This is a genomic window from Hymenobacter daeguensis, from assembly GCF_054780555.1.
On record NZ_BAAGWC010000002.1, the window covers coordinates 69,825 to 94,626 of the forward strand.

Annotated in this window: 21 protein-coding genes; 14 read left to right on the top strand and 7 right to left on the bottom strand. The window is 63.0% G+C overall.

Annotation, left to right across the window (positions count from 1 at the left end; genetic code table 11):
* Positions 1 to 77 precede the first annotated feature (77 nt).
* Positions 78 to 1,028 (bottom strand): glycosyltransferase family 2 protein, encoded by a 951-nt coding sequence (locus ACYVHT_RS03980; protein ID WP_460548199.1) that lies wholly within the window; start codon positions 1,026 to 1,028, stop codon positions 78 to 80.
* 227 nt (positions 1,029 to 1,255) lie between these two features.
* Here ACYVHT_RS03980 and ACYVHT_RS03985 point away from each other — a divergent pair, with 227 nt between their 5' ends.
* The 4 genes from ACYVHT_RS03985 to ACYVHT_RS04000 all read left to right on the top strand — a co-directional run bounded on the left by ACYVHT_RS03985 (position 1,256) and on the right by ACYVHT_RS04000 (position 6,894).
* Positions 1,256 to 2,899: a glycosyltransferase family 39 protein gene (locus tag ACYVHT_RS03985; RefSeq protein ID WP_460548201.1), complete on the top strand. Its 1,644-nt coding sequence runs from the start codon at positions 1,256 to 1,258 to the stop codon at positions 2,897 to 2,899.
* A 115-nt stretch (positions 2,900 to 3,014) separates the two neighbouring features.
* Positions 3,015 to 4,334, top strand: coding sequence for a glycoside hydrolase family 16 protein (locus ACYVHT_RS03990; RefSeq protein ID WP_460548203.1), 1,320 nt, complete (start codon positions 3,015 to 3,017; stop codon positions 4,332 to 4,334).
* Positions 4,335 to 4,442: 108 nt separating this feature from the next.
* Complete coding sequence (locus ACYVHT_RS03995; RefSeq protein WP_460548205.1) at positions 4,443 to 4,985, top strand: hypothetical protein; 543 nt, start codon at positions 4,443 to 4,445, stop codon at positions 4,983 to 4,985.
* Positions 4,986 to 5,040: 55 nt separating this feature from the next.
* Entirely contained in the window at positions 5,041 to 6,894 is a 1,854-nt protein-coding gene (locus ACYVHT_RS04000) for a hypothetical protein (protein ID WP_460548207.1), read from the top strand.
* An 85-nt stretch (positions 6,895 to 6,979) separates the two neighbouring features.
* On the opposite strand, the gene ACYVHT_RS04005 is transcribed toward ACYVHT_RS04000, so the two are convergent.
* Complete coding sequence (locus ACYVHT_RS04005) at positions 6,980 to 7,705, bottom strand: glycosyltransferase family 2 protein (protein WP_460548209.1); 726 nt, start codon at positions 7,703 to 7,705, stop codon at positions 6,980 to 6,982.
* A 139-nt stretch (positions 7,706 to 7,844) separates the two neighbouring features.
* Positions 7,845 to 8,636: a Rossmann-fold NAD(P)-binding domain-containing protein gene (locus tag ACYVHT_RS04010; protein WP_460548210.1), complete on the bottom strand. Its 792-nt coding sequence runs from the start codon at positions 8,634 to 8,636 to the stop codon at positions 7,845 to 7,847.
* A gap of 127 nt (positions 8,637 to 8,763) precedes the next feature.
* On the opposite strand from ACYVHT_RS04010, the gene ACYVHT_RS04015 reads away from it, so the two are divergent.
* The 7 genes from ACYVHT_RS04015 to ACYVHT_RS04045 all read left to right on the top strand — a co-directional run bounded on the left by ACYVHT_RS04015 (position 8,764) and on the right by ACYVHT_RS04045 (position 16,126).
* Positions 8,764 to 10,308: a DUF2079 domain-containing protein gene (locus ACYVHT_RS04015; protein WP_460548212.1), complete on the top strand. Its 1,545-nt coding sequence runs from the start codon at positions 8,764 to 8,766 to the stop codon at positions 10,306 to 10,308.
* A 34-nt stretch (positions 10,309 to 10,342) separates the two neighbouring features.
* On the top strand, positions 10,343 to 10,876 hold the full coding sequence (locus tag ACYVHT_RS04020; RefSeq protein WP_460548214.1) for a 3-hydroxyanthranilate 3,4-dioxygenase: 534 nt from the start codon (positions 10,343 to 10,345) through the stop codon (positions 10,874 to 10,876).
* Positions 10,877 to 10,935: 59 nt separating this feature from the next.
* Positions 10,936 to 12,309, top strand: coding sequence for a hypothetical protein (locus ACYVHT_RS04025; protein WP_460548216.1), 1,374 nt, complete (start codon positions 10,936 to 10,938; stop codon positions 12,307 to 12,309).
* 24 nt (positions 12,310 to 12,333) lie between these two features.
* Positions 12,334 to 13,383 carry an amidohydrolase family protein gene (locus ACYVHT_RS04030; RefSeq protein WP_460548218.1) on the top strand — a complete coding sequence of 350 codons (1,050 nt, stop codon included), beginning with the start codon at positions 12,334 to 12,336 and terminating at the stop codon, positions 13,381 to 13,383.
* A 45-nt stretch (positions 13,384 to 13,428) separates the two neighbouring features.
* Entirely contained in the window at positions 13,429 to 14,718 is a 1,290-nt protein-coding gene (gene kynU / locus ACYVHT_RS04035; RefSeq protein WP_460548220.1) for a kynureninase, read from the top strand.
* Positions 14,719 to 14,797: 79 nt separating this feature from the next.
* Entirely contained in the window at positions 14,798 to 15,499 is a 702-nt protein-coding gene (locus tag ACYVHT_RS04040) for an eL24 family ribosomal protein (RefSeq protein WP_460548222.1), read from the top strand.
* 27 nt (positions 15,500 to 15,526) lie between these two features.
* Positions 15,527 to 16,126: an alpha-ketoglutarate-dependent dioxygenase AlkB family protein gene (locus tag ACYVHT_RS04045; protein ID WP_460548224.1), complete on the top strand. Its 600-nt coding sequence runs from the start codon at positions 15,527 to 15,529 to the stop codon at positions 16,124 to 16,126.
* A 401-nt stretch (positions 16,127 to 16,527) separates the two neighbouring features.
* Here ACYVHT_RS04045 and ACYVHT_RS04050 read toward each other — a convergent pair whose 3' ends face one another.
* Positions 16,528 to 19,287, bottom strand: coding sequence for a TonB-dependent receptor (locus ACYVHT_RS04050; RefSeq protein ID WP_460548226.1), 2,760 nt, complete (start codon positions 19,285 to 19,287; stop codon positions 16,528 to 16,530).
* 142 nt (positions 19,288 to 19,429) lie between these two features.
* Positions 19,430 to 19,687 (bottom strand): hypothetical protein, encoded by a 258-nt coding sequence (locus tag ACYVHT_RS04055; protein WP_460548228.1) that lies wholly within the window; start codon positions 19,685 to 19,687, stop codon positions 19,430 to 19,432.
* Between the two features lie 195 nt (positions 19,688 to 19,882).
* Between ACYVHT_RS04055 and ACYVHT_RS04060 the strand changes: the two genes are divergently transcribed.
* Both ACYVHT_RS04060 and ACYVHT_RS04065 read left to right on the top strand, forming a co-directional pair.
* Complete coding sequence (locus tag ACYVHT_RS04060; protein WP_460548229.1) at positions 19,883 to 21,262, top strand: FAD-dependent oxidoreductase; 1,380 nt, start codon at positions 19,883 to 19,885, stop codon at positions 21,260 to 21,262.
* Between the two features lie 258 nt (positions 21,263 to 21,520).
* Entirely contained in the window at positions 21,521 to 22,234 is a 714-nt protein-coding gene (locus ACYVHT_RS04065; protein ID WP_460548231.1) for a LytR/AlgR family response regulator transcription factor, read from the top strand.
* Here the strand turns inward: ACYVHT_RS04065 and ACYVHT_RS04070 are convergent.
* Positions 22,231 to 22,842, bottom strand: a complete 612-nt coding sequence (locus ACYVHT_RS04070; RefSeq protein WP_460548233.1) for a 3'-5' exonuclease — start codon at positions 22,840 to 22,842, stop codon at positions 22,231 to 22,233. The two genes, ACYVHT_RS04065 and ACYVHT_RS04070, sit on opposite strands and share 4 nt — an antisense overlap.
* 50 nt (positions 22,843 to 22,892) lie before the next feature.
* Positions 22,893 to 23,636, bottom strand: a complete 744-nt coding sequence (locus tag ACYVHT_RS04075; protein ID WP_460549057.1) for a DUF4197 domain-containing protein — start codon at positions 23,634 to 23,636, stop codon at positions 22,893 to 22,895.
* Between the two features lie 368 nt (positions 23,637 to 24,004).
* On the opposite strand from ACYVHT_RS04075, the gene ACYVHT_RS04080 reads away from it, so the two are divergent.
* Positions 24,005 to 24,757, top strand: coding sequence for a hypothetical protein (locus tag ACYVHT_RS04080; protein WP_460548236.1), 753 nt, complete (start codon positions 24,005 to 24,007; stop codon positions 24,755 to 24,757).
* Positions 24,758 to 24,802: the final 45 nt, after the last annotated feature.

Genomic DNA, 24,802 nt, shown 5'->3' on the forward strand with positions numbered 1-24,802 from the left:
CCCGGCGGCAAACAGCGGGGCCCCGCACGCTACTAAGCTTGGTAGCGTGCGGGGCCCCGCTGTCTGCCGCCGGGCGGCTAGGGCTGAAACGTGGACCGGGGCCGCGGCAGGCCGTCGTCGGTTTCGCGCACCAGGTAGGGCGGGCGCTGCTTCGACTGCACAAACAGGCGACCCAGGTACTCGCCCATGATGCCCAGCACCAGCAGCTGAATGCCGCCGATAAACAGTACGCTGACCAGCACCGACGACCAGCCCGCCACCGCCCGGTTGGTGAAAAAGGTCACGTATAAGGCGTAGAGGGCATACAAAAAGGCCAGCATCGACACTACCGCCCCGGCCAGCGTGGCGAAGTGCAGCGGCCGCACGCTGAAGGAGGTGATGCCGCTCAGGGCCAGCTTCACCATTTTGCGCACCGTGTACTTGGTGGTGCCCCGGAAGCGGGGCTCGGGTGTGTACTCCACCCGCTTCTGCCGGAAGCCGACCCAGTGAATGAAGCCCCGCAGAAACAGCTCCACGTCGGGGCTGGCCTTCACCACATCGGCCACGCGCCGGTCGATGAGGCGGTAGTCGGCCGTGCCGGGCTCGAAGTTGACACTCGACAGCTTGTTCATCAGCCCATAGAACGCGGCCGAGGTGCGGCGCTTGAGCCAGGGCAGCTTCTCGTCGTCGCGCCGCTGGGTGTACACGATGTCGTAGCCAGCCAGCCAATGGCCCAGCAGCTCCGGGATGAGCTTGGGCGGGTGCTGCAGGTCGGCATCGAGCGAGATGATGCAGTCGCCGGTGGCGTAGTCGATGCCGGCGCGCAGGGCGCTCTGGTGGCCAAAGTTGCGGGCCAGCAGCACGTAATGAATCTCGGGGTCACGCTCGCGCAGCTCGCGCAGCACACGCTGGGTATCGTCGCGCGAGCCATCGTCCACGAAGATGAGTTCGCGCTCGTAGCGGCCGGTCAGGTTTTCCTTTACCCGGGCCGCCACTTCGGGCAGGTTTTCCTCTTCGTTGTAGGCCGGGATGACGACGGAAATTTTCAAGCGAATTGCAGGGCTGTGGGCCAGAAAAGGAGTTCCGGCGGTGGTGGCGGAAGGTAATTCAAAGCTACTGCTTATCTGCTACAACGGGCAGCCCAATGCACCCGGCATAGCCGGTCAGGCCGGGTATTTTTCAAAAAACCTACCGCCCCCTCCTATCTTTGCTTACCCACGATGGCAAAGCAGAGGCCTTTTCATTTTATAACGGGAGCCCTCTTTGCCAGCGGTCTATGCTAGTTTCCCGTATGGTTGATTCGATAATTGCGGCCCCGACGGCCAGTAAGTGGCAGCGTCCTGCCGTATGGGGATTTTTCATTGGGTTATTGCTGCTGGGTGCATGGCTGGTGCGCGACTACGGCATCTCGGTGGACGAAAGCACCAGCCGGGAAAACGGCATGGTTTCGCTGAAATATGTGCTCCAGCGCTTTGCCCCCGCTCTGCTGGAGCAGCCCGGCAATGCCAAGGCCTTTGAGCCCTTCAAACACTCGCTGCACGAGTATAAGGACCGTGACTACGGGGTAGCTTTCGAATTGCCCGTGTCTGTTGCTGAGCGCGCATTAGGGCTTGAAAACCCGCGCGAAATTTATTGGCTGCGGCATTTCTGCACGTTTCTGGTATGCTGGGGCGGGGTGCTGGCAGTGTATCAGCTGAGCCGTCGGCGTTTTGCCGACTGGCGCTGGGGCCTGTTTGGGGCGCTGCTGCTCGTGCTCAGCCCTCGCTTATTTGCCGAGTCGTTTTACAACGATAAGGACGCGGTATTTATGGCCCTATGCGCCATCGCAACTAATACAGCTGTTCGGTTCCTGCAGCGCCCCACCTGGGGCCGGGGCCTTGTTCATGCCTTTGCGTGTGCCCTGGCCATCGATGTTCGCATCATGGCTGTGCTGTGGCCGCTGGCGACGGTTGCCATGCTGGTGCTGCGCAGCCTGCGCGGCGAATACCAGGGGCAGCGGCTGGTGGCCGCGCTGGGCCTGGGCTACCTCGTGCTGATGGGATGCTTTGTGGTGGCCATGTGGCCGTTTCTATGGGAAGCCCCAGTGGCCAACTTCCTGTTCGCGTTTCAGAACATGATGCACTTCCGCTGGGGCAACGTCCTGCTATTCAATGGCAACTACATCGATGGCACGGCCATTCCCTGGACCTACGCGCCGGTTTGGATAGGCATTACCACGCCGCTGCCGCACTTGGTGCTGCTGCTGCTGGGCCTGGGGGCTGTGCTATGGCAGGTAGGGCAGCGGCGCCTACGACTCTACGCCACCGAGGGCGAATGGCAGGACCTGTTTTTTGTGGGCCTGGGCGTGCTGCCAGTAGTAGCTGTCATTGCGCTGCATTCTGTGCTTTACGACGGCTGGCGGCAGCTCTACTTCGTGTACCCGGCGCTGGTGCTGCTGGCCGTGCGCGGAGCCGTGCTGCTGGCCGGCTGGCGGCCGACGCTGGCCAGCAGCCGGCGCTGGTGGCCACTGCTCTATGCGGGAGTCCTTGTCGTCAGCCTCGCCACAGTAGCCGTACGCATGGGGCGCATGCATCCTTACCAGAATACTTATTTTAATGCGCTGGCGGGCAAGGACATTGCCCACCGCTACGAAATGGACTACTGGGGCCTGAGCCAGCTAGGCGGACTGCAATGGATAGTGGCGCATTCCGATGGCGAGGCCCGGGTGTACATCCCCTCCGGTATGGACTGGAACGGCATCTGTTCCCGCGAAATGCTGCCGGATTTTTCGCAACCCCGCATCCGCATTGTTGAGAAGCTAGAAGACGCCGACTACTTCATGACCACCTACCGCTGGCACCCCGAGGACCAGCCATACGAAGAAGTGTACCGGATACAGCCCGATGGGCTGCGCATTCTTTCGGTTTTCCGACTACACTAATTTTCAGCGGAAGCGTTACAAGGGCGTAGGCCGTCAGTTGCGGCGTTGCTTTTTTCTTCCAAAAACGCTCAATAAAAATGCCATGATGAGTGCTTGCCCAAAGCGCTTAGGGTGGGTGCTTGTGCTGCTACTGGCCTACCTAAGCACCAGTGCCCAAGGCCGAATAAACTATGCCGACTGGCACCTGGAATGGGCAGAGGAGTTCAATACCCCACTCGACACCGTGGTTTTAGCGGCGCGGTGGGGCTTTGCATATCCGTGGGGGCGCGTTCGGAGTTCGTTCATCGAAACGAGCTTCTACACGGCCGAAGAACTGCAAACGGCCAACGGAACCCTGCAGATGACGGCACACCGCCTGGCCGAGCCCCGGAACTACGGTGGCCTGCCGGTACGCTACACCACCCCAATGCTCTTCAGCCACCATCCGAGCGATTCGTTGCAGTCGGCCAGTTGCAGCATGGATAATGGCTTCAGCTACGGATTGTTTGAAGTGCGGGCCCGGCTGCCTCATTCCTCCGATATAACGCCGGGGTTCTGGCTATGGGGTGGGGTGCCCGATGAGATTGACGTGTTTGAAGGCAATGCCACCACCATCACCAATAATTTCCACATAGCAGGGGGAGGGTTCTGGCGGCCTACCCGGCAACAGCAGCAGGAGTGTCAATGCTTGTTCTATAATGCCGACCCGGCCGGCGACCTTAGCCAGCAATACCACACGTACGGCATGAGCTGGCTGCCCAATGAAGTCGTCTTCTACTTCGATGGCTTGCCTATCCGGCGCGAAACCCGCCTCGTGCCCGCCGGTTGCCCCATGAATGTCATCGTGAACCTGACCGCCTACGCCTGGGCTAAGGTGGCGACCGATACGCTGGCAGTGGACTATGTGCGGGTGTATCGGCCCCGCAAGCTGCCCTACGTGTCCCCGGTGCTACGGCCGGGCGGCGACGGGCCTCATGTAGAACTAACGTGGCTGCCCGCCGAAGTGCAGCCCGGCCATCTCGACCAGGGCACCCATCAGACCTGGGCACTGAGTCCCCAACGCCGGGATTCAACACGCCTGCAGTTGTTGCTTACCGATAATTACAACCCGCCCTGCAACCAGCTCATTTGCCTGCCCCTGGCCGGCGCCTGGGCTCCTACCTGGACGCAAACTGCCGGCACGCCAGAGCTACGCGTAGAAATCGCCGCAACCGATTCACTGCACTGGGCCGTGTATTCGCCGGTACACCGCCAGCCGCTGGCCCGAGGTGCCACGGCGGGCGGCACCACTTGGCTCCCCCGCTGGCCGGCTCTACCGCCGGGCACCTACAGCCTGCACCTGCAACAAGGCTGCGCGGCCGTTACCCAGCCCCTCACCATCATTGGGCGGCCAGCGGGCTCGGGCCCAACAGCCGAATGGCTGTTGCCGCAGCCCGAAGCGCCGGACCCGGAGTAAGCTGGGGCAGGGCATCATACTGATTATTTCCCCTTCCACCCACCACCAGCAGGCGGCTCTGCGGTCAGGGTCTTACCTTTATTGCTTCATTTGTTATTGCTTCATCTAATGCGTTTTTCTGCTTTTCTGGTCGTTTTGGGTTGCCTTTCGGCCTGTCATTCTAACTCAGGCAGCCAAGCCACCAGCGACCCTGCCGTACTCACCTCTGCCGACTTTGAGCAGAGCATTGGCTGGGGCGATGCCGACCCGGCCTCGTTGACGACTGAAAAAGCCCATAGCGGCCGCTGGAGCGTGCGCGTGAAACCCGAAGTGCCGTTTGGCTACACGTACTCCCGTACACTCGGCGATTTGAGCCCCACTCCGCTCACCCGCCTGGTGCTCGAGGGCCAGGTACTGCGCGTGGCGGCCGGTAGCACGGCCAAGCTGGTAGTGCAGGTGAATACCAGTCCCACCGATGACACGAAAGTTTTCTACACGGCCTTCCCGGTGGAGCAGGCCGTGCCCAAATTTGGTGAGTGGACGGCCGTGAGCGTGCCCATTTCCCTGCCCACCAGCGCAACAGGCACTAATAAGATGAAGGTATATCTGTGGAACGACCAGGCCACCACCCCCACTTACCTGGACGACGTGACGCTCCGCAAAGCCCAATAGCCTTTTGGCAGCCGTCGCTGTTCGAAGCTGTTTACCGTTTCCTGCCCCGCCTTCCATGAAGCCCCGCTTTCCGCACCCGTACTCGCTGCTGGCCATCCTGCTGTTGTTTCTGCTGATGGTGCAGGCCCGCCTCTGGGCCCCGTATTGGGACACGCACAACGTGCAGGCCATCCTGACCTGGGATGCCATGGGCTACTACATCTACCTGCCGGCCCACTTCATCTACCACGACCTCGGGCACATGGCATTCGTGCCCGACATCATGCGCGAGTACAACCCCAGCAGCTCGTTCTACCAGGCCTTTCAGGTGCCCGACGGCCCGGCGGGAATGCTCGTGACCAAGTACACCTGCGGCCTGGCCCTGCTCTGGACTCCCTTCTTCTTTCTGGGCCATTGGGCAGCCGACTGGCTGGGCTACCCGCAGGATGGTTTCTCGCCCCCTTACCAGATTGCCATTGCCTTTGGCGGCCTGCTGTTTGCGCTGCTGGGCCTGGGCTTGCTGCGCCGGGTGCTGCTCCGCTACTTCACAGACGTGGTGACCACGCTGGTACTGGTGCTGTTGGTGCTGGGTTCCAACTACTTCCAATACGCCGTGTTCGACGCGGCCATGGCGCACAACTACCTGTTCACCGGCTACGCGCTGCTGCTGTGGCTCACCGTTCGGTGGCACGCCCGGCCCACGCGGCCGGGCGCCTTCTTCATCGGCCTCACGCTGGGCCTGCTGGTGCTGATTCGGCCTTCGGAAGCCGTGGCGGCCGTGATACCGCTGCTGTGGGGCGTGGGCTCTGTGGCAGCCGGGCGGGCCAAGCTGGCCCTGCTGCGCGAGCGTTGGCTTGATGTGCTGCTGCTGGTGCTGGGCGGGGTGCTGGGGGTGCTGCCGCAGCCGCTGTACTGGCACTGGGCCACCGGACATTTCATCTTCTACAGCTACGGCGACCAGCACTTCAGCTTCTTCAAGCCGCACTTGTGGGAAGTGCTGTTCAGCTTCCGCAAGGGCTGGCTGATTTACTCGCCGCTGCTGCTGCTGCCGCTGGCGGGCCTGGTGGTGCTGTGGCGCACGCACCGGGGCGTGGCCGTGCCGGTGCTGGCCTTTTTCCTGCTGAATTTGTGGGTGGTATCGGCCTGGGACATCTGGTGGTACGGCGGCAGCATTGGGCAGCGGGCGCTGGTGCAGAGCTACGCGGTGCTGGCGCTGCCCTGGGGCGCGGTGGTGGCCTGGCTGCTGCTGCCCGAGCGCCGGCCGGCCCTGCGCGTGGCCGCCGTGGTGCTGGCCGTGCTGCTGGTCGATTTAAACCTGTTTCAGCACTGGCAGTACATGCGCTCCATCATCAACCCGGAGGAGATGAACCGGCGCTATTACTTCGCGGTGTTCAACAAAACCATGCCCACGCAGTCGGACTATGCCCTGCTGGACACCAAAACCCACCTGCCCGAAGCCGAGCGCCACTACCAGGCCCAGACGCTGGGCAAGCTCGATTTCGAAAACCAGCCCGTCGATGCCGCCACCGGCATTTCGGCCGACATGGGCTACTACAGTAAGCAGTCGTTCCACGCCGACGCGGCCCACGCCTACGGCCCGGCCCTGATTATCAGGCTTCAGGATGCCAACCTCCAGCCGGGCCAGTACGTGCGGGCCTCTTGCCGGGTGTTTTCGGACTACGGCGCCTGGGGCAACAAGCTGGTGCTGAGTGTGGAGCGCGACGGCAAGAGCATCGCCTGGGAAGGCGTGCGCCTGCAAAACAATCTCAGCCTCAACCGCGCCTGGAACCAGGTGTATTTCGACGTGCCCCTGCCCGCCGATGCCCTGCCCACCGACCAGCTCAAGGTGTACGTGCTGAGCGAAAACGGCTCGGCCTGCTACGTCGATGACGTGCAGGCCGAGCGCATGCAGCCCAAAGCCGGCGGGTGAGACGCTGCACTTAATGAGGAATGAAGAATGAGGAATTATCGCCAGGGTAATTCCTCATTCTTCATTCTTCATTAAGCGAGAGGCGTTACTGGCCCAGCAAGCCGTATTTCAGGATGCAGTAGATGGCCCGGAAGCCGTCGCGCCAGCCGATTTTCTTGCCCTCGGCGTAGGTGCGGCCGTAGTAGCTGATGCCCACTTCGTAGATGCGGACGTCTTTCACGCGGGCAACTTTGGCGGTCACTTCGGGCTCGAAGCCGAAGCGGTTTTCTTCCAGCTTCAGGCCCTGAATGATGTCGCGGCGGAACATCTTGTAGCAGGTTTCCATGTCGGTCAGGTTCAGGTCGGTCATCATGTTCGACAGGAACGTGAGCAGATTGTTGCCGATGCTGTGCCAGAAAAACAGAATGCGGTGCGGGTTGCCGCCCATGAAGCGCGAGCCAAAAACCACGTCGGCAAAGCCTTTCAACACCGGCTTTATCAGCAGGTTATATTCCTCGGGGTCGTATTCCAGGTCGGCATCCTGAATGATGACGTAGTCGCCGGTGGCCTCGCGGATGCCCGTGTGCAGCGCGGCGCCTTTGCCCTGGTTCACGGCGTGCTCCAGCAGGCGCAGGCCCATGTCGGGGTAGCGCGCGGCGTAGGCCCGGATGGTATCGGCCGAGGCATCGGTAGAGCAGTCGTTGACGAGGATAATTTCCTTGCCGATGTTGTTTACCAGCTTCAGCTCGCGCAGCAAATCCAGGATTTGATGGATGGTGCGGGCCTCGTTATAAACCGGGATAACAATGGAGAGGGTGTCGAATTTTACCACAGGAAAGGAATTAGGCGCAGCCGAAAGCAACAAAGGTAAACGCTTCGCTTAATGAGGAATGAAGAATGGGCAATGAAGAATTGGTTATCAACACCAAAATTCTTCATTGCCCATTCTTCATTCCTCATTAAGCGAAGCGTCATAGTGCGCCCGTGCGGCCGCCATCGACCGGCGTGCTGGTGCCCGTGATGTAGCCGGCCGCCGGCGAAGCCAGGAACGCGACGGCCGCTGCCACTTCCTCGGCCTGCCCGAAGCGGCGGGCCGGAATGGTTTTCAGCATATCGGCCTCGATGGCTTCGGTGGACTGGCCGGTTTGGCTGGCTTTCTTCTCAATGAGGGAGGTGTGGCGTTGGGTGACGGTGGCCCCGGGCAGCACGTTGTTTACCGTGATGCCGGCGGCGGCCAGCTCGTTGGCCAGGGTTTTGGCCCAGCTGGCCACGGCCCCGCGCGTGGTGTTGCTCACGCCCAGGCCCGCAATGGGCACCTTCACCGAGGTGCTGATGACGTTGATGATGCGCCCAAATCCCGCTGCTTTCATGCCCGGCACCACGGCCTGCGCCAGCAGGTGGTTGGCCACGAGGTGCTGCTCGAACGCGGCCCGGAAATCGGCCGGGGTAGCGTCCAGAATGGGCCCGCCGGCCGGTCCGCCGGTGTTGTTCACCAGAATATGAAAGGCCGCATCCGTAGCGCTGAGGTACTGCCGCACGGTAGTGCCCAGGGCTTCGGGGTCGGAGAAATCGGCCACCAGGAAATCGTGGGGCTGGCCGGCGGGCGTGGGCAGGGCGGCGGCTACTTCGGCCAGCCGGACGGCATCGCGGGCCAGCAGCGTAACGGTGGCACCCTGGGCGGCCAGGGCTTCGGCCACGGCCCGGCCAATGCCTTGCGTGGAGCCGCCCACGAGGGCGCGGCGGGAGGATAGGGGAAGGTGCATATCAGGGAATGAGTGCTGGGGGGTGAGGCGAAGGAAACGAAGGCGTTAGTTTTGCAGGATGCCGGGCAAACAGGCGGAGCCTGATGCGCCCGGCATGAACTCCGTTTTAATCTGACGAATTTAGACCGTGTTGTTATCGCAGGCAAAGCTACCTACCCGGCGCGTGGCGCTGGTGCTCGCCCTTTTCGGCGTGGCCTACGGGCTGCTGTCGCTGGTGAACCACTACCTGTTCCGCACCTCGGCCTTCGACCTGGGCATCTACAACCAGGCCGTGTGGGACTACGCGCACTTCCGCCGGGAGGCCAGCTCCGTCATTCGCTACAACGACATGTTTGGCGACCATTTCACGCTGTTTCAGCCGCTGTGGGGGCCGCTGTACTGGGTGTTTGGCTCCTACACCCTGCTGCTGGTGCAAATTGCGGTGCTGCTGCTGGGCGGCTACGGCTCGTTTCGGCTGCACTGGCAGCGCACGCAGGGCACCCAGCCGGCCGCCGCGCTGTGGCTGCTGGTGCTGTTTCTGAGCACCTGGGGCATTTACTCGGCCCTGGCCTTCGACTACCACGACAACGTGATTGCGGCCATGCTGCTGCCTTGGCTCTTCTATTATTTTGAAGCCGACCGGCGCGGCCGGGCCACCATTGTTGCCGTGCTGATGGCCGTGACCAAGGAAAACATGGCCCTCTGGCTGGTGTTCATCGCCCTCGGGCTGGCCCTGTTGCACTGGCGCGAGCCGGCGCGGCGGCGCTGGGCGCTGGCCGTGGTGGCGGGCGCGGCCGTGTACTTCGTGGTGATATCCGGCGTGGTGATTCCGGCCCTGAGCGGTGGCCTGGTGTACCGCTACCAAACCGTGTACGCCGCCCTCGGCTCCTCGCCCGGCGAGATGGTGAAAACGCTGTTCACGCGCCCGTTCTACGTCATCGGACTGCTGTTTAAAAACCACCTGGCCTCTGCTGATGGCAACTTTGTGAAGCTGGAGCTGCACACCATGGTGCTGCTTTCGGGCGGGCTGGCGCTGCTGCGCCGGCCGGCTTATCTGCTGATGCTGGCTCCCATCTACGGGCAGAAACTATTGTCCGACAACGTGATGTACTGGGGCCTCAACTACCAGTATTCCATCGAGTTTGTGCCGGTGCTGCACGCGGCCGTAAGCCAGTGGCTGGCCCGGCTGGCCCCGCCGCGCGCCACCAAATGGGCGGCCGGGGCGGCCGTGCTCTGCCTGGCGGCCACCGTGGTATCGATGCAGGTGCGCAAGTCGCCGTACTACGACAAAGCCGCTTCGCAATTCTTCAAGAGCCGGCACTACCAGCGCGAGTTCGATGCGGCAGCGGTGCACAAGGGCTTGCAGCTGATTCCGGCCGATGCCCGCGTGAGCGCCACCACGCAGTTGGTGCCGCACCTGGCCGCGCGGCCGTTCATCTTTCAGTTTCCCTACGTGGCCGATGTGGACTACATCGCCGCCCTGCGCAGCCCCAACACCTACCCCCTCACCGAGGCCGAGCTGGACGCCCAGCTGGCCGAGTACCGGGCCAGCGGCCGCTGGCGCGTGGTGCTGGAAGATGGCCCGCTCCTGATATTGCAGCGCCTGCACCCGCTGCCCACCGGCCCGCGCTTCTATCCCAAACGGGCGCTGGTCGAAGACGATAGCACGCGCGGGCCCGGTGCCCGGCAGTAGATTCGCATTCCCATAACCCAACCCCTCTGCGCCCATGGTAGCCCGCCCGTTCAACTTTCAGAAATGGATTGACGAACACCGTCATTTGCTGAAGCCCCCGGTGGGCAACCAGCAGGTGTTCAAGGACAACAAGGATTTTATTGTGATGGTGGTGGGCGGCCCCAACGCCCGCAAAGACTACCACGTGGACGCCGGCGAGGAACTGTTCTGGCAAATCGAAGGCACGATGACCGTCAAGATTATCGAGGATGGCAAGCCAGTGGACATCACCATCGGGCCCGGCGAGATGTTTCTGCTGCCGCCCTACGTGCCGCACTCGCCGCGCCGCCCGGCCGGCACCGTGGGCCTGGTGCTGGAGCGCTACCGCACCACCGACGAGCTGGACGGCTTCCAGTGGTACTGCGAAAACTGCGGCCACAAGCTCTACGAGGAGTTTGCCCTCATCACCGACATCGTGACCCAGCTGCCGCCCATCATGAACGCCTTCTGGCTGGACGACGACAAGCGCACCTGCTCAACCTGCGGCACCTACATGGAAGCGCCTGCGCCCGTAGCCGCCAGCGAATAATTCCGATACTTTCAGAACCAGCCGCCGGCCCTTCCCCGACCGATTCAGTCCCGAATTTCATGACCCAACCCTCCACCGCTCGGCGCGGGCTGCTACACTTTTCTCACACGGGCTACGTCTGGCTTTTCGTTTCGCTGCTGCTGATTGGTTTCACGCAGCTGTCGCCGCGCTGGCGGGACAATCAGGTATTCGTCAGCGACATGGGCGGCTACTACCTCTACTTGCCGTCGGCGTTTACCACCCACGACCTGGGCAATGCCGAATGGGTGAAAGCGGCCCGTCAGGCTTACCAGCCCAACATTGACCCCCAGCAAAATCTGGTTGTGTTGCCCAACGGCAATACCGTCTTTAAGTACCCCATGGGCATGGCAGTAACGTGGTCGCCGTTCTTTTTTCTGGCACGGGCCGTTTATTTCGTGCAGGGCGAACGGGCGACGCTTGGGTACGAAAACCAGTACGAATACCTGGTGACCTGGGGCTGCGTGGCGTATGTGCTGCTGGGCCTGTGGGTGTTAGGCAGGGAGCTGCGCCGCTACTTTGCCGACCATGTGGCGGCACTCACCCTGCTGATTATCGGCTTGGGCACCAACCTGCTATCCTACGCCTCGCACGAGGTGCTGATGTCGCATGGGGTGCTGTTCACGGCCAACGTTCTGCTGCTGCGCTACACGCGGCGCTGGTACGAAGGCGGACGCACTGCTGATGCGCTTTGCCTGGGCCTGGTGGCCGGCCTCATGGTGCTGATTCGCCCTTCGGAGGCCATGCTGCTGGGCGTGCCTGTGTTGTGGGGACTCACCAGCCGGGCGGCCGTGGCCGGACGGCTGCGGTTTTGGCAGCAGCATTGGGGCCAGACGCTGCTGGTGCCGGCCCTGGTGGTGCTGGTGGGCGGCCTGCAATTTTTGTTCTGGCGCTTGGCCGGCGATGTGTGGGTAGTGCCTTTTTACAAAGGTGAAACGTTCAATTTTAAGGACCCGCACGTCTGGGAGGGCATCTTCAGCATTCGCAAAGGTTGGCTGGTGTACTCGCCGCTGATGGTCTTTTCGGTGCTCGGCATTTTGTGGCTGCGACGCTGGGCAGCCCCGGTGCTGCCCGCGCTGCTGGTGCTGGTGCCCATCTATTTCTACGTCACGTTTTGCTGGTGGGACTGGGGCTACGGCGGCAGCTACGGCGGCCGGGCGCTCATCAGCCTGTATCCGATGCTGGCCTTTGGCATGGCCGCGTTCTGGCAGCGCTGGCTGCGGCCGCTGCGCTGGGCCTGGGGGCCATTGATAGCCACGCTTTTGGTGCTCAGCTTGTTCCAGAATCGACAGTATGCCATTGGGCTGATTGACTGCTGCGAAATGACCTGGAAAATGTATAAGGAGCGGTTTTGGATGCTGGACTGGCAGACCGATGTTGCGGTTGAATGGCACAAGCTCTTTGGCTCTGAATAACCTCGTTTAACCCCACCCCGCCCCGTGCTCTCCATCGACATTCACACCCACATTCTGCCCGAGCGCTGGCCCGATTTGAAGGAGCGCTACGGCTACGGCGGCTTCATCCGGCTGGAGCACCACAAGCCCTGCTGCGCCCGCATGATGCAGGACGACAAGTTCTTCCGCGAAGTGCAGGACAACTGCTGGGACCCCGCCGTGCGCCTGCGCGAGTACGACCAGTTTGGCGTGCAGGTGCAGGTGCTGAGCACCGTGCCCGTGATGTTCAGCTACTGGGCGCAGCCGCTGGACTGCCTGGACCTCAGCCAATTGCTAAATGACCACATTGCCGACGTGGTGCGCCGCTACCCCACCCGCTTCGTGGGCCTGGGCACCATCCCGATGCAGGCGCCCGACCTGGCCATCCGGGAGCTGGAGCGCTGCATGAAAATTGGGCTGGCCGGCGTGCAGATTGGCTCGCACGTCAACGACTGGAACCTCGACGCGCCCGAGCTGTTCGAGGTTTTCGCGGCGGCCGAGGAGTTGGGGGCCTGCGTGTTCGTGCATCCCTGGGACATGATGGCCCAGGGGAAAATGCCCAAATACTGGCTGCCCTGGCTGGTGGGCATGCCCGCCGAAAGCACGCTGGCGCTCTGCTCATTGATATTCGGCGGCGTGCTGGAGCGCCTGCCCAACCTGCGCGTGGCCGTGGCCCACGGCGGCGGCTCGTTTGCCAGCACCATCGGGCGCATCGAGCACGGCTGGCAGGTGCGCCCCGACCTGTGCGCCATCGACAACCCGCACAACCCGCGCAAGTACCTGGGCAGGTTCTGGGTCGATTCGCTGGTGCACGACCCGCTGATGCTGGATTACCTGGTGAAAACCCTCGGCGCCGATAAAATCACGCTCGGCACCGACTACCCCTTCCCGCTGGGCGAACTGGAGCCGGGCCAGCTCATCAAGTCCATGCCGTTTTCGGACGATATCAAGGCCCGCATGCTGGGCCAGAACGCGCTGGACTGGCTGGGCCTCACGCCCGAACGCTTTGGCCACGCGCTGCTGGATGCCGGGGCGGGGTCGCTGCTGAGGCCATAACCTTTTGTTAGCATCGGCAGGGCCTTTTCCCCGACCTTTGCGGCCATGACTGCCACCGCTACTTCCGCCACCGCCGCCCACCTCGACGCTACTGACCCGCTGGCTGCTTTCCGCCAAGAGTTTCACCTGCCGCCCGGCCCCGATGGCCGCCCGGTGGCCTACTTCTGCGGCAACTCGCTGGGCCTGATGCCCAAAGCGGCCCGCGCCGCCGCCGAGCAGGAATTCGACACCTGGGAGCGGCTGGGCGTGGAAGGCCATTTCCACGCGCCCTCGTTCTGGATGCACTTCCACGACACCCTCACCGAGGCCACGGCCCGGCTGGTGGGCGCCCGGCCGCTGGAAGTGGTGGTGATGAACAACCTGACCGTGAACCTGCACCTGCTGCTGGTGTCGTTTTACCGGCCCACGGCCACGCGCTACAAGATTCTGATGGAAGGCGGCGCGTTCCCGTCGGACCAGTACGCCATCGAAAGCCAGGCCCGCCTGCACAACCTCGACCCCGACGACGCCATTGTGGAGCTGGTGCCGCGCCCCGGCGAGCACACCCTGCGCACCGAGGACATTCTGGCTAAAATCGCCGAGCTGGGCGACTCGCTCGCCACCATCCTCATCGGCGGGGTGAACTACTACACCGGGCAGGCCTTCGACATGGCGGCCATTGCCAAAGCCGGCCACGCCGTGGGCGCCTACGTGGGCTTCGACCTGGCCCACGCGGCCGGCAACCTTCACCTGCAGCTGCACGACTGGGACGTGGACTTTGCCTGCTGGTGCACTTATAAATACCTGAACTCCGGCCCCGGCGGCACGTCGGGCGTGTTTGTGCACGAGCGGTTTGCCAACCGGCCCGACCTCGTGCGGCTGGCCGGCTGGTGGGGCCACGATGCCTCGGTGCGCTTCCAGATGAAGAAAGGCTTCCGGCCCATGCCCGGCGCGGCCGGCTGGCAGCTCTCCAACGCCCAGATTTTCCCGATGGCCATTCACCGCGCCAGCCTCGACATCGTGGACCGCGCCGGCGGCATGGCTGCGCTGCGCCGCAAGAGCGAGCAGCTCACCGCCCACCTCGAAGGCCTGATTCGCGGCCTCGGCCTGCCGGCTGACAAGCTCGAAATCATCACGCCCGCCGACCCGGCCCAGCGCGGCTGTCAGCTCTCGGTGCTGGTGCACGAGCGCGGGCGCGAGCTGTTCGATTTCCTGGCCGCCCAGGGCATCATCGCCGACTGGCGCGAGCCCAACGTCATCCGTCTGGCACCCGTGCCGCTCTATAATTCGTTTGAGGACGTGGAGCGCGTGGGGGCCGCGTTGCGGCAATGGGTGAATGAGCGAATGGGTGAATAACCGTCATTTGCGCCCTCGCCATTCATTCACCCATTCGCTCATTCACTCATTCGCTCATTCACCCATTCACCCATTGAAAATGGAAGATTACGCCGCCAAGATGCTGCTCAAGACCGACGCGGCCCTGCGCGAATACGTGACCGGCCATGTCCAATACCGCGAGGCCGCCGTGCTCGCGGCCCTCGACGAGCTGCGCCGCCGGGGCCAGCCCGCCCCCGAAGAAGCGGCCCTGCGCCCCGGCCTGGAAGCCGGAGCCGCCGCCCAGCGCACCCTCGACGAAGCTGCCGAGGCCGAGCGCCGCGAAACCGCCACCGAGGCGGCCATCGAAACCGACCCGGAAGCGGCGGAGGCCGCTGGCCCGGCTTTGTATTCGCCCATCAGCATCGTGCTGTTTTCCATTCCGACCCTGCTGGTGGGCGGCGTGCTGATGTGCATGAACCTGTACCGCCTGGGCCGGAAGCAGGCGGTGCTGGGCCTCGGCCTGTTCATCATCGTCTATGGGTTTATGGGCTCCTTCTTTGTGAATATGCTGGTGATGGGCCTGGGGCTGAGCATTGTGTGGGGCACCTTGCTGCTCAATGTTTCGGCGGCGCTCATCTACGTGCTGTGGTTTTGGCCGCGCTACGTGGGCAACATTCCTTTCCGCAGCCGCAGCATTCTGGGGCCGGTGGTGGTGTGCATGCTGCTGATGTGGAGTGCCCCCAAAATTGCCTCCTACATCATTCGGCAACAGCCCAAAGAAGTGCAGCAGCAGTTTGAAAAGATGATGCCCAAACAGTAGCCCGCCGCGTTTTACCGGCATTCCGACATGGCACTCGTCCCTTTGCCGCTGCCCCAGGCCGATTTGCTGTACGATGCGTCCTTTCTCTCAGCCACCGAGGCCACAGCCCTGCTCGCCCAGCTTACCGCTGAAACCGCCTGGGAGCAGCGCGCCATTCGCATCTTCGGCCAGCAAATGCCGCAGCCGCGCCTCACCGCCTGGTACGGCGATGCCGAGGCGCGCTACGCCTACTCCGGCCTGCGCTGGGAGCCCCGCCCCTGGTCGCCCGCGCTATCAGCCCTGCGCCAGCGCGTAGAGGCCGCCACCGGCGCGCGCTTCAACAGCGTGCTGCTGAACCTCTACCGCACCGGCCAGGACAGCATGGGCTGGCACGCCGACGACGAGCCTGAGCTGGGCCCCGCGCCGGCCATTGCCTCGCTCAGCCTCGGGGCCACGCGGCGCTTCCGCCTGCGGCCCCGCGCCGGGCTGCCGCACGCGCCCCTCAGCCTCGACCTGCCCACTGGCAGCCTGCTGCTCATGCGCGGCCCCACCCAGCAGCACTGGCAGCACGCGCTGCCCAAAACGGCCCGCCCGGTGGGCCCGCGCCTCAACCTCACCTTCCGGTGGGTGACGCCCGCCGCCCATTAATAGCGAATGTCCGGGTGGCCGCACAGATGCGGGCAGAACACCTCGCCTATCTGGTACTCGCCCACGCGCAGGACCGGGACTGGGGCTGGCACCGCGGGTGCGGTGGCAGCGGCACGGGCAGCCGGAGGTTCCTCAACGGGCAGGGGCGCATCGGGCTGGGGGGCAAACGACGCAGGGCGGCACGGTTTGACGGAACGAGGCATAAACGAGCAGATTAGCAGGTGAATTGATAAACTCAACCGTAGTCAGCTGGTCGGAGCTGCGGTGCCCGGCCATTTACAAGGAGCGTACCACCTTGTCCGCTAAGCTCATCCGTTAAATTCACCGGACACCCGCGGCTTATAAAAAAAAGCCCCTGCCGGAAACCGACAGGGGCTTTTTCCAACCGGAATATTTTTTCTCTATTTAATATCAAACAGCAGCCCGACGTAGCCGATGCGGCCGTAGCTGGGCGCGCCGTACACCTGCAGGTTGGGAGCGTCGAAGACGTTGGTGGCGCCCACCTGCAGGGTGGTGTGCAGGCTCTTCACGGTGTAGCCCACCTGCGCGTCCACGGTCTGGGCCATGGGCACGGTGCCGGTGGCAAAGGTCGACTCATACAGGAAGCTGTCGACCCAGCGGTAGTTCACGTTGTAGCTCAGGGCCCGGTCCAGGGCCTGGCCGTCGAGGCCGAGGTTGAACTTGTGGCGCGGCGTGTTGAAGAACGACTGCGTGCCCTCCTTGAAGGTCTTCGTCAGCAGGACGTTGTAGCTGTAGTTGCCGTTCACGGTCAGGGCCGGCGCGAAGGCGTAGCTGAGCGTGAGGCCGGCGCCCTGGCTTTCCACCTGCTGGTCCACGTTGGCCGCAATCTGGATGATGCGGGTGTTGTTGGCCGTGCCGTTGGCCAGCACCGGGCTCTGGAAGCGCACCCCGGCGCCGGCGCCCAGCTGGGCGGCCGTGGGCCGGCTGCCATCCAGGTTGCCGATGAAGTTCTGCGTGGCAATGAAGTTGTTGTAGCGGTTGTAGAAGTAGTCCACGTCCACGTACAGCTTCTTGAAGAACTGGGCGCGGTAGCCGGCTTCGTAGCTGTTCACTTCTTCCAGCTTGAGGGCGGGGCCGCTGTATTCGTAGGCGGCCAGCTCGGCGGCCCGGGTGGGCGCGAGGATGGTGGGGTCGACGGCCAGGCGGCTGCCCAGCGCGGGCGTGTAGCCCAGGAAGCCGCCGCGCACGTTGCCCAGCAGCACCGCCCGGCCCACATCGAGCTTGATGTACTGGTCGTTCTGCGTGGGCGCCCGGAAGGCGCGGCTGAAGCTCACGCGGAAGTTCTGCAGCTTATCAGCCCCCAGCGAGTACACCGCCGATGCCCGGGGCGAAAACGCCGTGCCAAAGTTCTGAAACCGGTCGACGCGGCCGGCAGCGGCCAGCTTCAGGTGGCTGTCGAGCAGGGTTTTGCTGGCCTGGGCATACGCGCCGTACTCGTAGTTTTTGATGCGGTCGCCGTCGCGGGTGTCTTCAAACAGGCTGCCATCGGAGCCCAGCAGAAACTGGCGGTAGGCCCCGCCCACGGTCACATCGGCAAAGCTGTTGTTGAACGTGTACTGCCCGCTGCCTTCGTTCAGCACCGAGCGCAGCACCAGGCGCGCGCCCTGGCCCGGCGTGGGGTTGTGAATAATCTGGTTGCGGGCCGCGTCGAAGTCGGGCGTGCCGGGCTTCAGAAAGGGCGCGTTGGCGTTGGCAAAGTTGCGGGCGGCCAGCGCTGCGGCGTCGGCATTGCTGCCGTTGGCGGCATAAGCCTGGTTGTAGGCCGCCGCGTAGGTGCCGAAGTAGCGCTCGGCGTAGCTGCCGGGATGCACCCCGCTGCCGCTGCTGTTGGGCACGAAGAAATTCGGCACAATCTGCGTTTGCAGGTAAGCACCCAGAAAGCCCAGGTTGTACGACCCATCGGTGAGCGGGTCGCGCCCGCCGGAATAGTCGTGGGTAGTAAAGCCCCGCACAAACCAGTTGCGGCCTTCCAGCTGCACCCGGCCCTGGTGCGCCCCGCCGTTGACGAAGCGGTAGCGGCTGGCGCTCTGGTAGGTGGTATTGGCCTGCGTAAACTTGTAGTCGAGCGTGGCTTTGATGCTGTTGGTGAGCAGCACCGCCAGGCTGGGCGCAATCTTGTAGGAGCGGGTTTTGTTGTCGCCCGCAATCAGCTCGCCCTCCGTGTAGCCGGGCAGAAACACGGTTTTGCCAGCCAGCGCGCCCGTGGTAAACGTGTTGCCGAGGTCGCCGTAGCGGCTCACCGCGTCGTAGCCCAGGTTCGAGCCGGCGGCGTTGTTGCCGGCCTCAATCAGCGTCGAAGTCGCGTCCTGGTTGTCGGCAATAAAATCGTCGGCCACGGTCGCCCCGCCCGCGATTTTGAAGGCCACCCGCTCGCCCAGCTTCACGGCGTAGCGCAGCTGGCCGTCCAGCAGGTCGCGGGTGCCGCCGCGCAGGCGCACCGTCAGGCCCGGGTCTTTAAAAGGGTCTTTCGAGTTGGTGAGCAGCACGCCGTTGAAGGCGTTGGCACCGTAGAGGGCCGAAGCCGGGCCGTGCACAATCTCCACGCTGGCCACGTCGAGCACCGGCGTGCCCAACAGGTTGCCGAAGTAGCTGCTCAGGCTGGGCAGCTGGGTGTCCATGTAATCGGAGAGCTGAATAACCCGCTCCGAGCGCGACGAGTTGAAGCCCCGCGTGCTGAAGCTGGTGGTGAGCAAGCTGGAGCTGCTCACGTCGATGCCCTTGAAACGGCCCAGCCCGGCCACCAAATCGGGAGTGGTAATCTGCTCTACCTGCCGCTGGCTGAGCTTTTCCACCGTCACGGGCACCTGCCCGATGTTTTCTTCCACGCGGGAAGCGGCCACCACCACCTGGTCGAGCACGGCGCTGGGCCGCAGCGTCACCATCAGCGCATTATCGGGCTGGTTGAGGGTCAGCACCTGCGTCTCGTAGCCGATAAACGACACCGAAAGCACGAGTGGCCCCTTGGAAAAATCCGCTTTTACCTGAAACTGGCCTTCCTCGTTGGTGCTGCCCCCGGTGTAGGTGCCTTTGAAGAAGATGGTGGCCCCTGGCAGGGCCATTCCGGCCTCCGTCTGCACGGTGCCGCTGATGGTTTGGGGTACCTGCGCCTGGCTGCTAAAGGGCAGCAGCAGGCACCACATAATTAAAAAGTAATACTGGCGCATTGAGGGAATTTTTAAAAATAGTATGCAAACCTACTATTTTTTTCTTTTCCCAGCGTGCTCAATATTCAGTCATTACAATTTTTTCATTTTTTATTTAATTTCCCTGACCAATAGCCACTTAATATCGAATGTTTGGATGGCCGCTCAACTGCGGGTCGCCTTCTTCGCCTACCACAAAATCTCCAATTCTTAATACGGAGTGCGGGATGGGCATGGGCACAAACTTAGGAATGGTGCGCCGCCAGGAGGCCGTGGCCGGCGCGTACTGCGCGGCCATTGTCAGGGGCAACACCAGCAGTGCGGCCCGCCGGCTGGCCGAGCGGCAGCGCCACCGCATGTACCCTACGCGCTTGTACCGAAAACGAAAATGAGTCATAGCCAAAAGCATTTTAGTTATAATTCGTCAAAGGTCCGGCACCGGTTGCCCATAGTATGAATTTTACGACAAACTGGATTCTTTACGCGACGAGTTATTCTCCTTAGCCAGTCAGTCCCATTGCACAATAGCCTTGTCGGGTTGAACGCTCGCCGGGTAGTAGTTTCGCCGTTCCACACCCAACTCCCCCTGCTTATGCTTGCCCCCGCCCCGCCCGCTCCCACCGCCGAATCGCTCACCGTAATGGGGGCCGGCCTGGTTGGCTCCCTGCTGTCGCTGTACCTGGCCCGTCGGGGCCACCCCGTCGAGGTATTTGAGCGGAGGGCCGACCCGCGCCGCGCGGGGTTTCAGGAGGGGCGCTCCATCAACCTGGCGCTCTCGGACCGGGGCTGGCGGGCCCTGGAGGGCGTGGGCGTGGGCGACGACATCCGCCAGGTGGGCATCCCGATGACCGGCCGCGTGATGCACGACGTGCACGGCAACCTCACCCGCCAGCCCTACGGCGTGGCCGACCAGGCCATCTACTCCGTGAACCGGGGCCACCTCAACCGCCGCCTGCTCGACCTGGCCGAGGCCCAGCCCAACGTGCGCCTGCACTTCGGCCAGCAGTGCCTGGGCATCGACCTGAAGCAGCAGGAGCTGCACCTGCTCGACACGGCCACCCGCCAGGAGCACACGGCAACGTACACCCGCCTGTTCGGCACCGACGGCGCGTTCTCGGCCGTGCGCGGGGCGCTGCAAAAGACTGACCGCTACGACTATTCGCAGGACTACCTCGAATACGGCTACAAGGAGCTGACCATTGCGGCCGGCCCCGATGGCGCGTGGCAGATTGAGAAAAACGCGCTGCACATCTGGCCGCGCGGGCAGTACCTCATGATTGCGCTGCCCAACCTCGACGGTTCCTTCAACTGCACGCTCTTCTTCCCCTACGAGGGGCCCGAAAGCTTTGCCGCGCTGCAAACCCCGGCCGACGTGACGGCCTTTTTCACCCGCGTCTTCCCCGATGCCGTGCCGCTGATGCCGGCGCTGGAAGAAGAGTTTTTCGCGCATCCCACGGGCTCGCTGGTCACCATTCGCTGCTTCCCGTGGAAGTTCGGCGACGACGTGCTGCTGCTCGGCGATGCCTCGCACGCCATTGTGCCCTTCTACGGGCAGGGCATGAACGCCGGCTTCGAGGACTGCAGCGTGCTCAACGAGCTGCTCGACCAGCACGGCGATGCCGACTGGCCCGTCATTTTAAGCGAATTTCAGCAGCAGCGCAAGCCCAACACCGACGCCATGGCCGACCTGGCCGTGTACAACTTCGTGGAGATGCGCGACCGCGTGGCCGACCCGCGCTTCCTGCTCCAGAAAAAGATTGAGGCCAGAATCTCGGCCCAGTACCCCGGCCGCTGGACGCCCCTCTACTCCCAGGTCACGTTCTCGCACACGCCTTACGCCGAGGCCTGGGCCGCCGGCCAGCGCCAGGATGCCATCATGGCCCGCCTCATGCCCCACATTCAGGCCGAAGCCGACTTTGACCGGCCCGAAGTGCAGGCCCTGGTGCAACAGGAAATGACTGCGAAGCCGTAGCCAAGGGCAGGGCCACCCCAAAAAACCATGGGCGAAAAAAGGGCGCAGCCCTTACGGGAACGGTAAGCAGAAGCGCTAAACCCGTCCAGGCGCTAGTAATGTGCCCTTTACGAAAACTATAGCCGCCCGTGCTTTTCCGGCCGGGATTCAGCAATTGGATTATTGTCGTGTTTCGCCCATTGAGTGGTTACTTTATACCGGCGAACGACCTGGTGCTCCCGGTCGTTGGCTCTGCTACTCTGCCTCTTCCCTTTTTCTATGATGACTTGCGCCATTATCGACGACGACGAAATTAACCGTCTGACTCTTGAACATTACGTTGAGCTCACGCCGAACCTGACGCTGACGGCCTCGCTGGCCGATGGCATTGCCGGCCTTACTTTTTTCCGCGAGGGCAATAAGGTTGACATCCTGTTTCTGGACATCGAAATGCCGCACCTGAACGGCCTGGAGCTGCTGCGCGTGCTGACGGACCCGCCGGCGGTTATCATCACCACCGCCCGGCAGGATTTTGCCGTCGATGCCTTCGAGCTGCGCGTGACCGACTACCTGGTGAAGCCGTTCGATTTTGCCCGCTTCACGCAGGCCGTGCAGCGCGTGAAGCCCGCGCAAGCTGCCGCCGCCGCTGTGGCCCCGGCCGCCGAAAGCCCCGCCAACGCCGACCTTTTCGTGAAGGTGAACAGCCGCATGGTCCGCATCAACTTCGACGAAGTGCTGTACGTGGAAGCGTTGTCCGACTACGTCAACATTGTGACGCCCAAGCACAAGTACATTGTGTACACCACGCTCAAGGCCCTGGAAACCCGGCTCAGCCAGTTCCCCAACTTCACGCGGGTGCACCGCAGCTACCTGCTGAACACCCAGCACATCGAGTCCATCGAGGACAACACGGCCAACCTGCACGGCGGGCACTTTGTGCCCATCGGCAAGTCGTATCAGGAGAGTTTCTATAAGAGCCTGCAGCGGATTTAGGCCCCGGGCGCAGCAGACTCCACCTGCTTATATACCGGCAGCTCGTAGAACGGGCGGAGCAGGCGCACCACGTCCAGTGCATCGGCCAAGGCTACGTGGGCTACGTCGCGGCCGTGGCCGGCGCGGGCCTTGCAGATGCTCATGCTGGGCAGGCGCGAGTCTTTGTGCCAGTTGAGGTAGAACACGGCCGGGTCGAGCATGGCGGGCTCGGCCTGCACCAGGGTGCCGTAGCCGGGCAGCTCCCGGAGAAAGCCCAGGTCGAAGACGGCAATGTTCTTGCCGGCCATGGTCACGCGCACGCAGTCGTTCTTATCGGGCCGGAAGCCGTGGAGCAGCAGGAACTCGCGCAGCTGCGGCAGCAGCTCGGCGGGCGTGCACAGTTCGGGGTTGGGCTCCTTGCGGGCCAGCTCTTCAAACAGGCGGGCGTTGAGGGCAATGGCGCCGGCGGTGCCCACGTATTCGGGGTGGCGCACCACGCGGCGGAAGGCGGGCAGCTCGGCCAGCGGCAGCGGGCGGCGGCTGTCTTCAAGCACGGCGGCCAGCTCCAGCACCTGATGGCGGGCGGGGTTCGAGCCGGAGGTTTCGAGGTCGAGGGAAACGTAGCGCATAGCGCAAGTGTACGGCTCCGCGCCCATAGCCGCCACCTTCACGCCCTGGCTCAGCTGCCAAACACCTTTTTGAGCAGCGCCGTGGTGCGGGCCACGGGGTTTTCGCGAATGTTGGCTTCCTCCTGGGCGATGAGCGTGAACAGGCCGTCGATGGCCTTGCCGGTGGCGTACTGGTTGAGGTCGGTTTGCACGGGCTGCACCAGCGGCAGCTTGTTGTAGGTGGTGCTCAGTTGGGTGTAGTATTTGGTGGCCCCCACCTGGTCGAGGCTTTGCTGCATGATGGGCTGGAAAGCCGTGCTGAGCTGGCTGCTGGTGGTGCGCTTGAGGTACTGCGTGGCCGCGTCTTTCTGGCCGGTCAGAATATTCCACACATCCGTGAAGGTCAGGCTCTTGATGGCATTCAGAAAAATGGGCTTGGCGCTTTGGGCGGCGGCTTCGGCCCCCCGGTTCAGGCTCAGCTCAAACTTATCGACCTGGCTGCCCAGCCCGATGCTGCGCAGGGTGGTGGCCACGCGCTGGGCATCGGGCGGGAAGGGAATGTGAATGAAGGAGTTCAGGTTGAAGCCGTCCTTCTGCGACGCCTGGTCGGCGCCTTTGGTGATGCCCTGGATAAGGGCTTCCTTGAGGCCGCTGGCAGCCTCGGTGTTGCTCACGCCGCCGGGGGCGGTGGCAGTGCCGGCTTTGGGCAGCGTGGGCAGCTTGATGTTGCCGATTTTGGGCAGCGTGAACTGGGCCGAGGCGGAGAAGGAAACCGCCGACAATGCCAGCAGCAGGAATAGAAAAAGCTTATTCATCACGACGAAGCAGGATTTAGGTAGCACACAAGCGGCCCGGCCAGGGCTTTTGCTTTCACTTTCAATAGACAAACACGGGGCCAGGCCCTGCAAACCTAGCCGTAGCCCCCCGGCAGTGGGCCGGGTTATCGACCACCCGCTGCCTCCCGCGACCAGGCGGCCACATCTATCGGTCGAATCCGAACCGGTTTTAGGCTACTTGTGCCCCTGCTCCTTCCTGCTCAGGTCGCAACTGCTCAGCTTACCGTTCCAGCCCAAAGACAGCGTTTTCAACGCTTGCTCTATATATAAAACGAATGATACTGTGTTGAATTTGGGCTTAAGTCATAGCTTAGCATATTGGCATGTGCTGCCAGGTCCTTCCTCCTATGAAAACCTTTCCTGTTACCTTCCTGCTATTGCCGGGTCTGCTTGCGTTTGCCCGGCCCGCCACGGCGCAGCCGGCCGCCCCGCCGGTTGATGTGGCGGCCACGACGGCCGTGGCCCGGCAGCAGTATCCCGGCGCCTTTGCGAACCATCCGGAGCTGTACAGCGGCCCCGAATACCTCGACTACTCCAAGCCGTACCATGCCCGCACGGGCCACCAGTTTTTCCTTTCGACCGAGAAGGAAGCCGGCAGCGTGGCGTATAATCAGCACACCTTCAGCAACGTACCGCTGAACTACGATGTGGTGCTCGACCAGGTGGTGCTTTCCCCGCCGCAGAGCCCGCTTACGCTGCGCCTCATCAACGAAAAAGTGACGGGATTTACCATTGGCAGCCACCGCTTTACGCGGCTGGTGGCCGACAGCGCCTCGCGCAGCGTCATCCGGACGGGCTACTACGAGGTGCTGCTCGACAGCACGGTGCAGGTGCTGGCCCGGCGCAGCAAGCGCCTGCAGGAGCACATCAACCAAACGTTTATCGACGTGGAGTTTACGTCGGCCGACAAGCTCTTTATTGAAAAGGCCGGCCGCTACTACCCGGTGGCCAGCAAGTCGGCGGCCATGCACCTGTTTGCCGACCGCAGCAAGGACATGCAGAAGTATTTACAGGAGCACAAGCTGCGCTTCAGCAAGGCGCAGCGCGAGGCTTCCATTGTGGCGCTGGCGGCTTACTACTGCAGCCTGCCCAAGCAGTAGCCGCCGGCTTTCTGCCCGCCCGGGTTTCCTTTCCGCCAATTTTTT

Excerpts from the sequence above, each read along its gene's own strand:
- ACYVHT_RS04045 (WP_460548224.1), top strand. The coding sequence starts at position 15,527 with ATGGCACTCGTCCCTTTGCCGCTGCCCCAGGCCGATTTGCTGTACGAT.
- ACYVHT_RS04060 (WP_460548229.1), top strand. The coding sequence starts at position 19,883 with ATGCTTGCCCCCGCCCCGCCCGCTCCCACCGCCGAATCGCTCACCGTA.
- ACYVHT_RS04025 (WP_460548216.1), top strand. The coding sequence starts at position 10,936 with ATGACCCAACCCTCCACCGCTCGGCGCGGGCTGCTACACTTTTCTCAC.
- ACYVHT_RS04065 (WP_460548231.1), top strand. The coding sequence starts at position 21,521 with ATGATGACTTGCGCCATTATCGACGACGACGAAATTAACCGTCTGACT.
- ACYVHT_RS04055 (WP_460548228.1), bottom strand. The coding sequence starts at position 19,687 with ATGACTCATTTTCGTTTTCGGTACAAGCGCGTAGGGTACATGCGGTGG.
- ACYVHT_RS04075 (WP_460549057.1), bottom strand. The coding sequence starts at position 23,636 with ATGAATAAGCTTTTTCTATTCCTGCTGCTGGCATTGTCGGCGGTTTCC.
- ACYVHT_RS03985 (WP_460548201.1), top strand. The coding sequence starts at position 1,256 with ATGCTAGTTTCCCGTATGGTTGATTCGATAATTGCGGCCCCGACGGCC.
- ACYVHT_RS04010 (WP_460548210.1), bottom strand. The coding sequence starts at position 8,636 with ATGCACCTTCCCCTATCCTCCCGCCGCGCCCTCGTGGGCGGCTCCACG.
- ACYVHT_RS04070 (WP_460548233.1), bottom strand. The coding sequence starts at position 22,842 with ATGCGCTACGTTTCCCTCGACCTCGAAACCTCCGGCTCGAACCCCGCC.
- kynU (WP_460548220.1), top strand. The coding sequence starts at position 13,429 with ATGACTGCCACCGCTACTTCCGCCACCGCCGCCCACCTCGACGCTACT.
- ACYVHT_RS04020 (WP_460548214.1), top strand. The coding sequence starts at position 10,343 with ATGGTAGCCCGCCCGTTCAACTTTCAGAAATGGATTGACGAACACCGT.
- ACYVHT_RS04050 (WP_460548226.1), bottom strand. The coding sequence starts at position 19,287 with ATGTGGTGCCTGCTGCTGCCCTTTAGCAGCCAGGCGCAGGTACCCCAA.
- ACYVHT_RS04040 (WP_460548222.1), top strand. The coding sequence starts at position 14,798 with ATGGAAGATTACGCCGCCAAGATGCTGCTCAAGACCGACGCGGCCCTG.
- ACYVHT_RS04080 (WP_460548236.1), top strand. The coding sequence starts at position 24,005 with ATGAAAACCTTTCCTGTTACCTTCCTGCTATTGCCGGGTCTGCTTGCG.
- ACYVHT_RS03995 (WP_460548205.1), top strand. The coding sequence starts at position 4,443 with ATGCGTTTTTCTGCTTTTCTGGTCGTTTTGGGTTGCCTTTCGGCCTGT.
- ACYVHT_RS04000 (WP_460548207.1), top strand. The coding sequence starts at position 5,041 with ATGAAGCCCCGCTTTCCGCACCCGTACTCGCTGCTGGCCATCCTGCTG.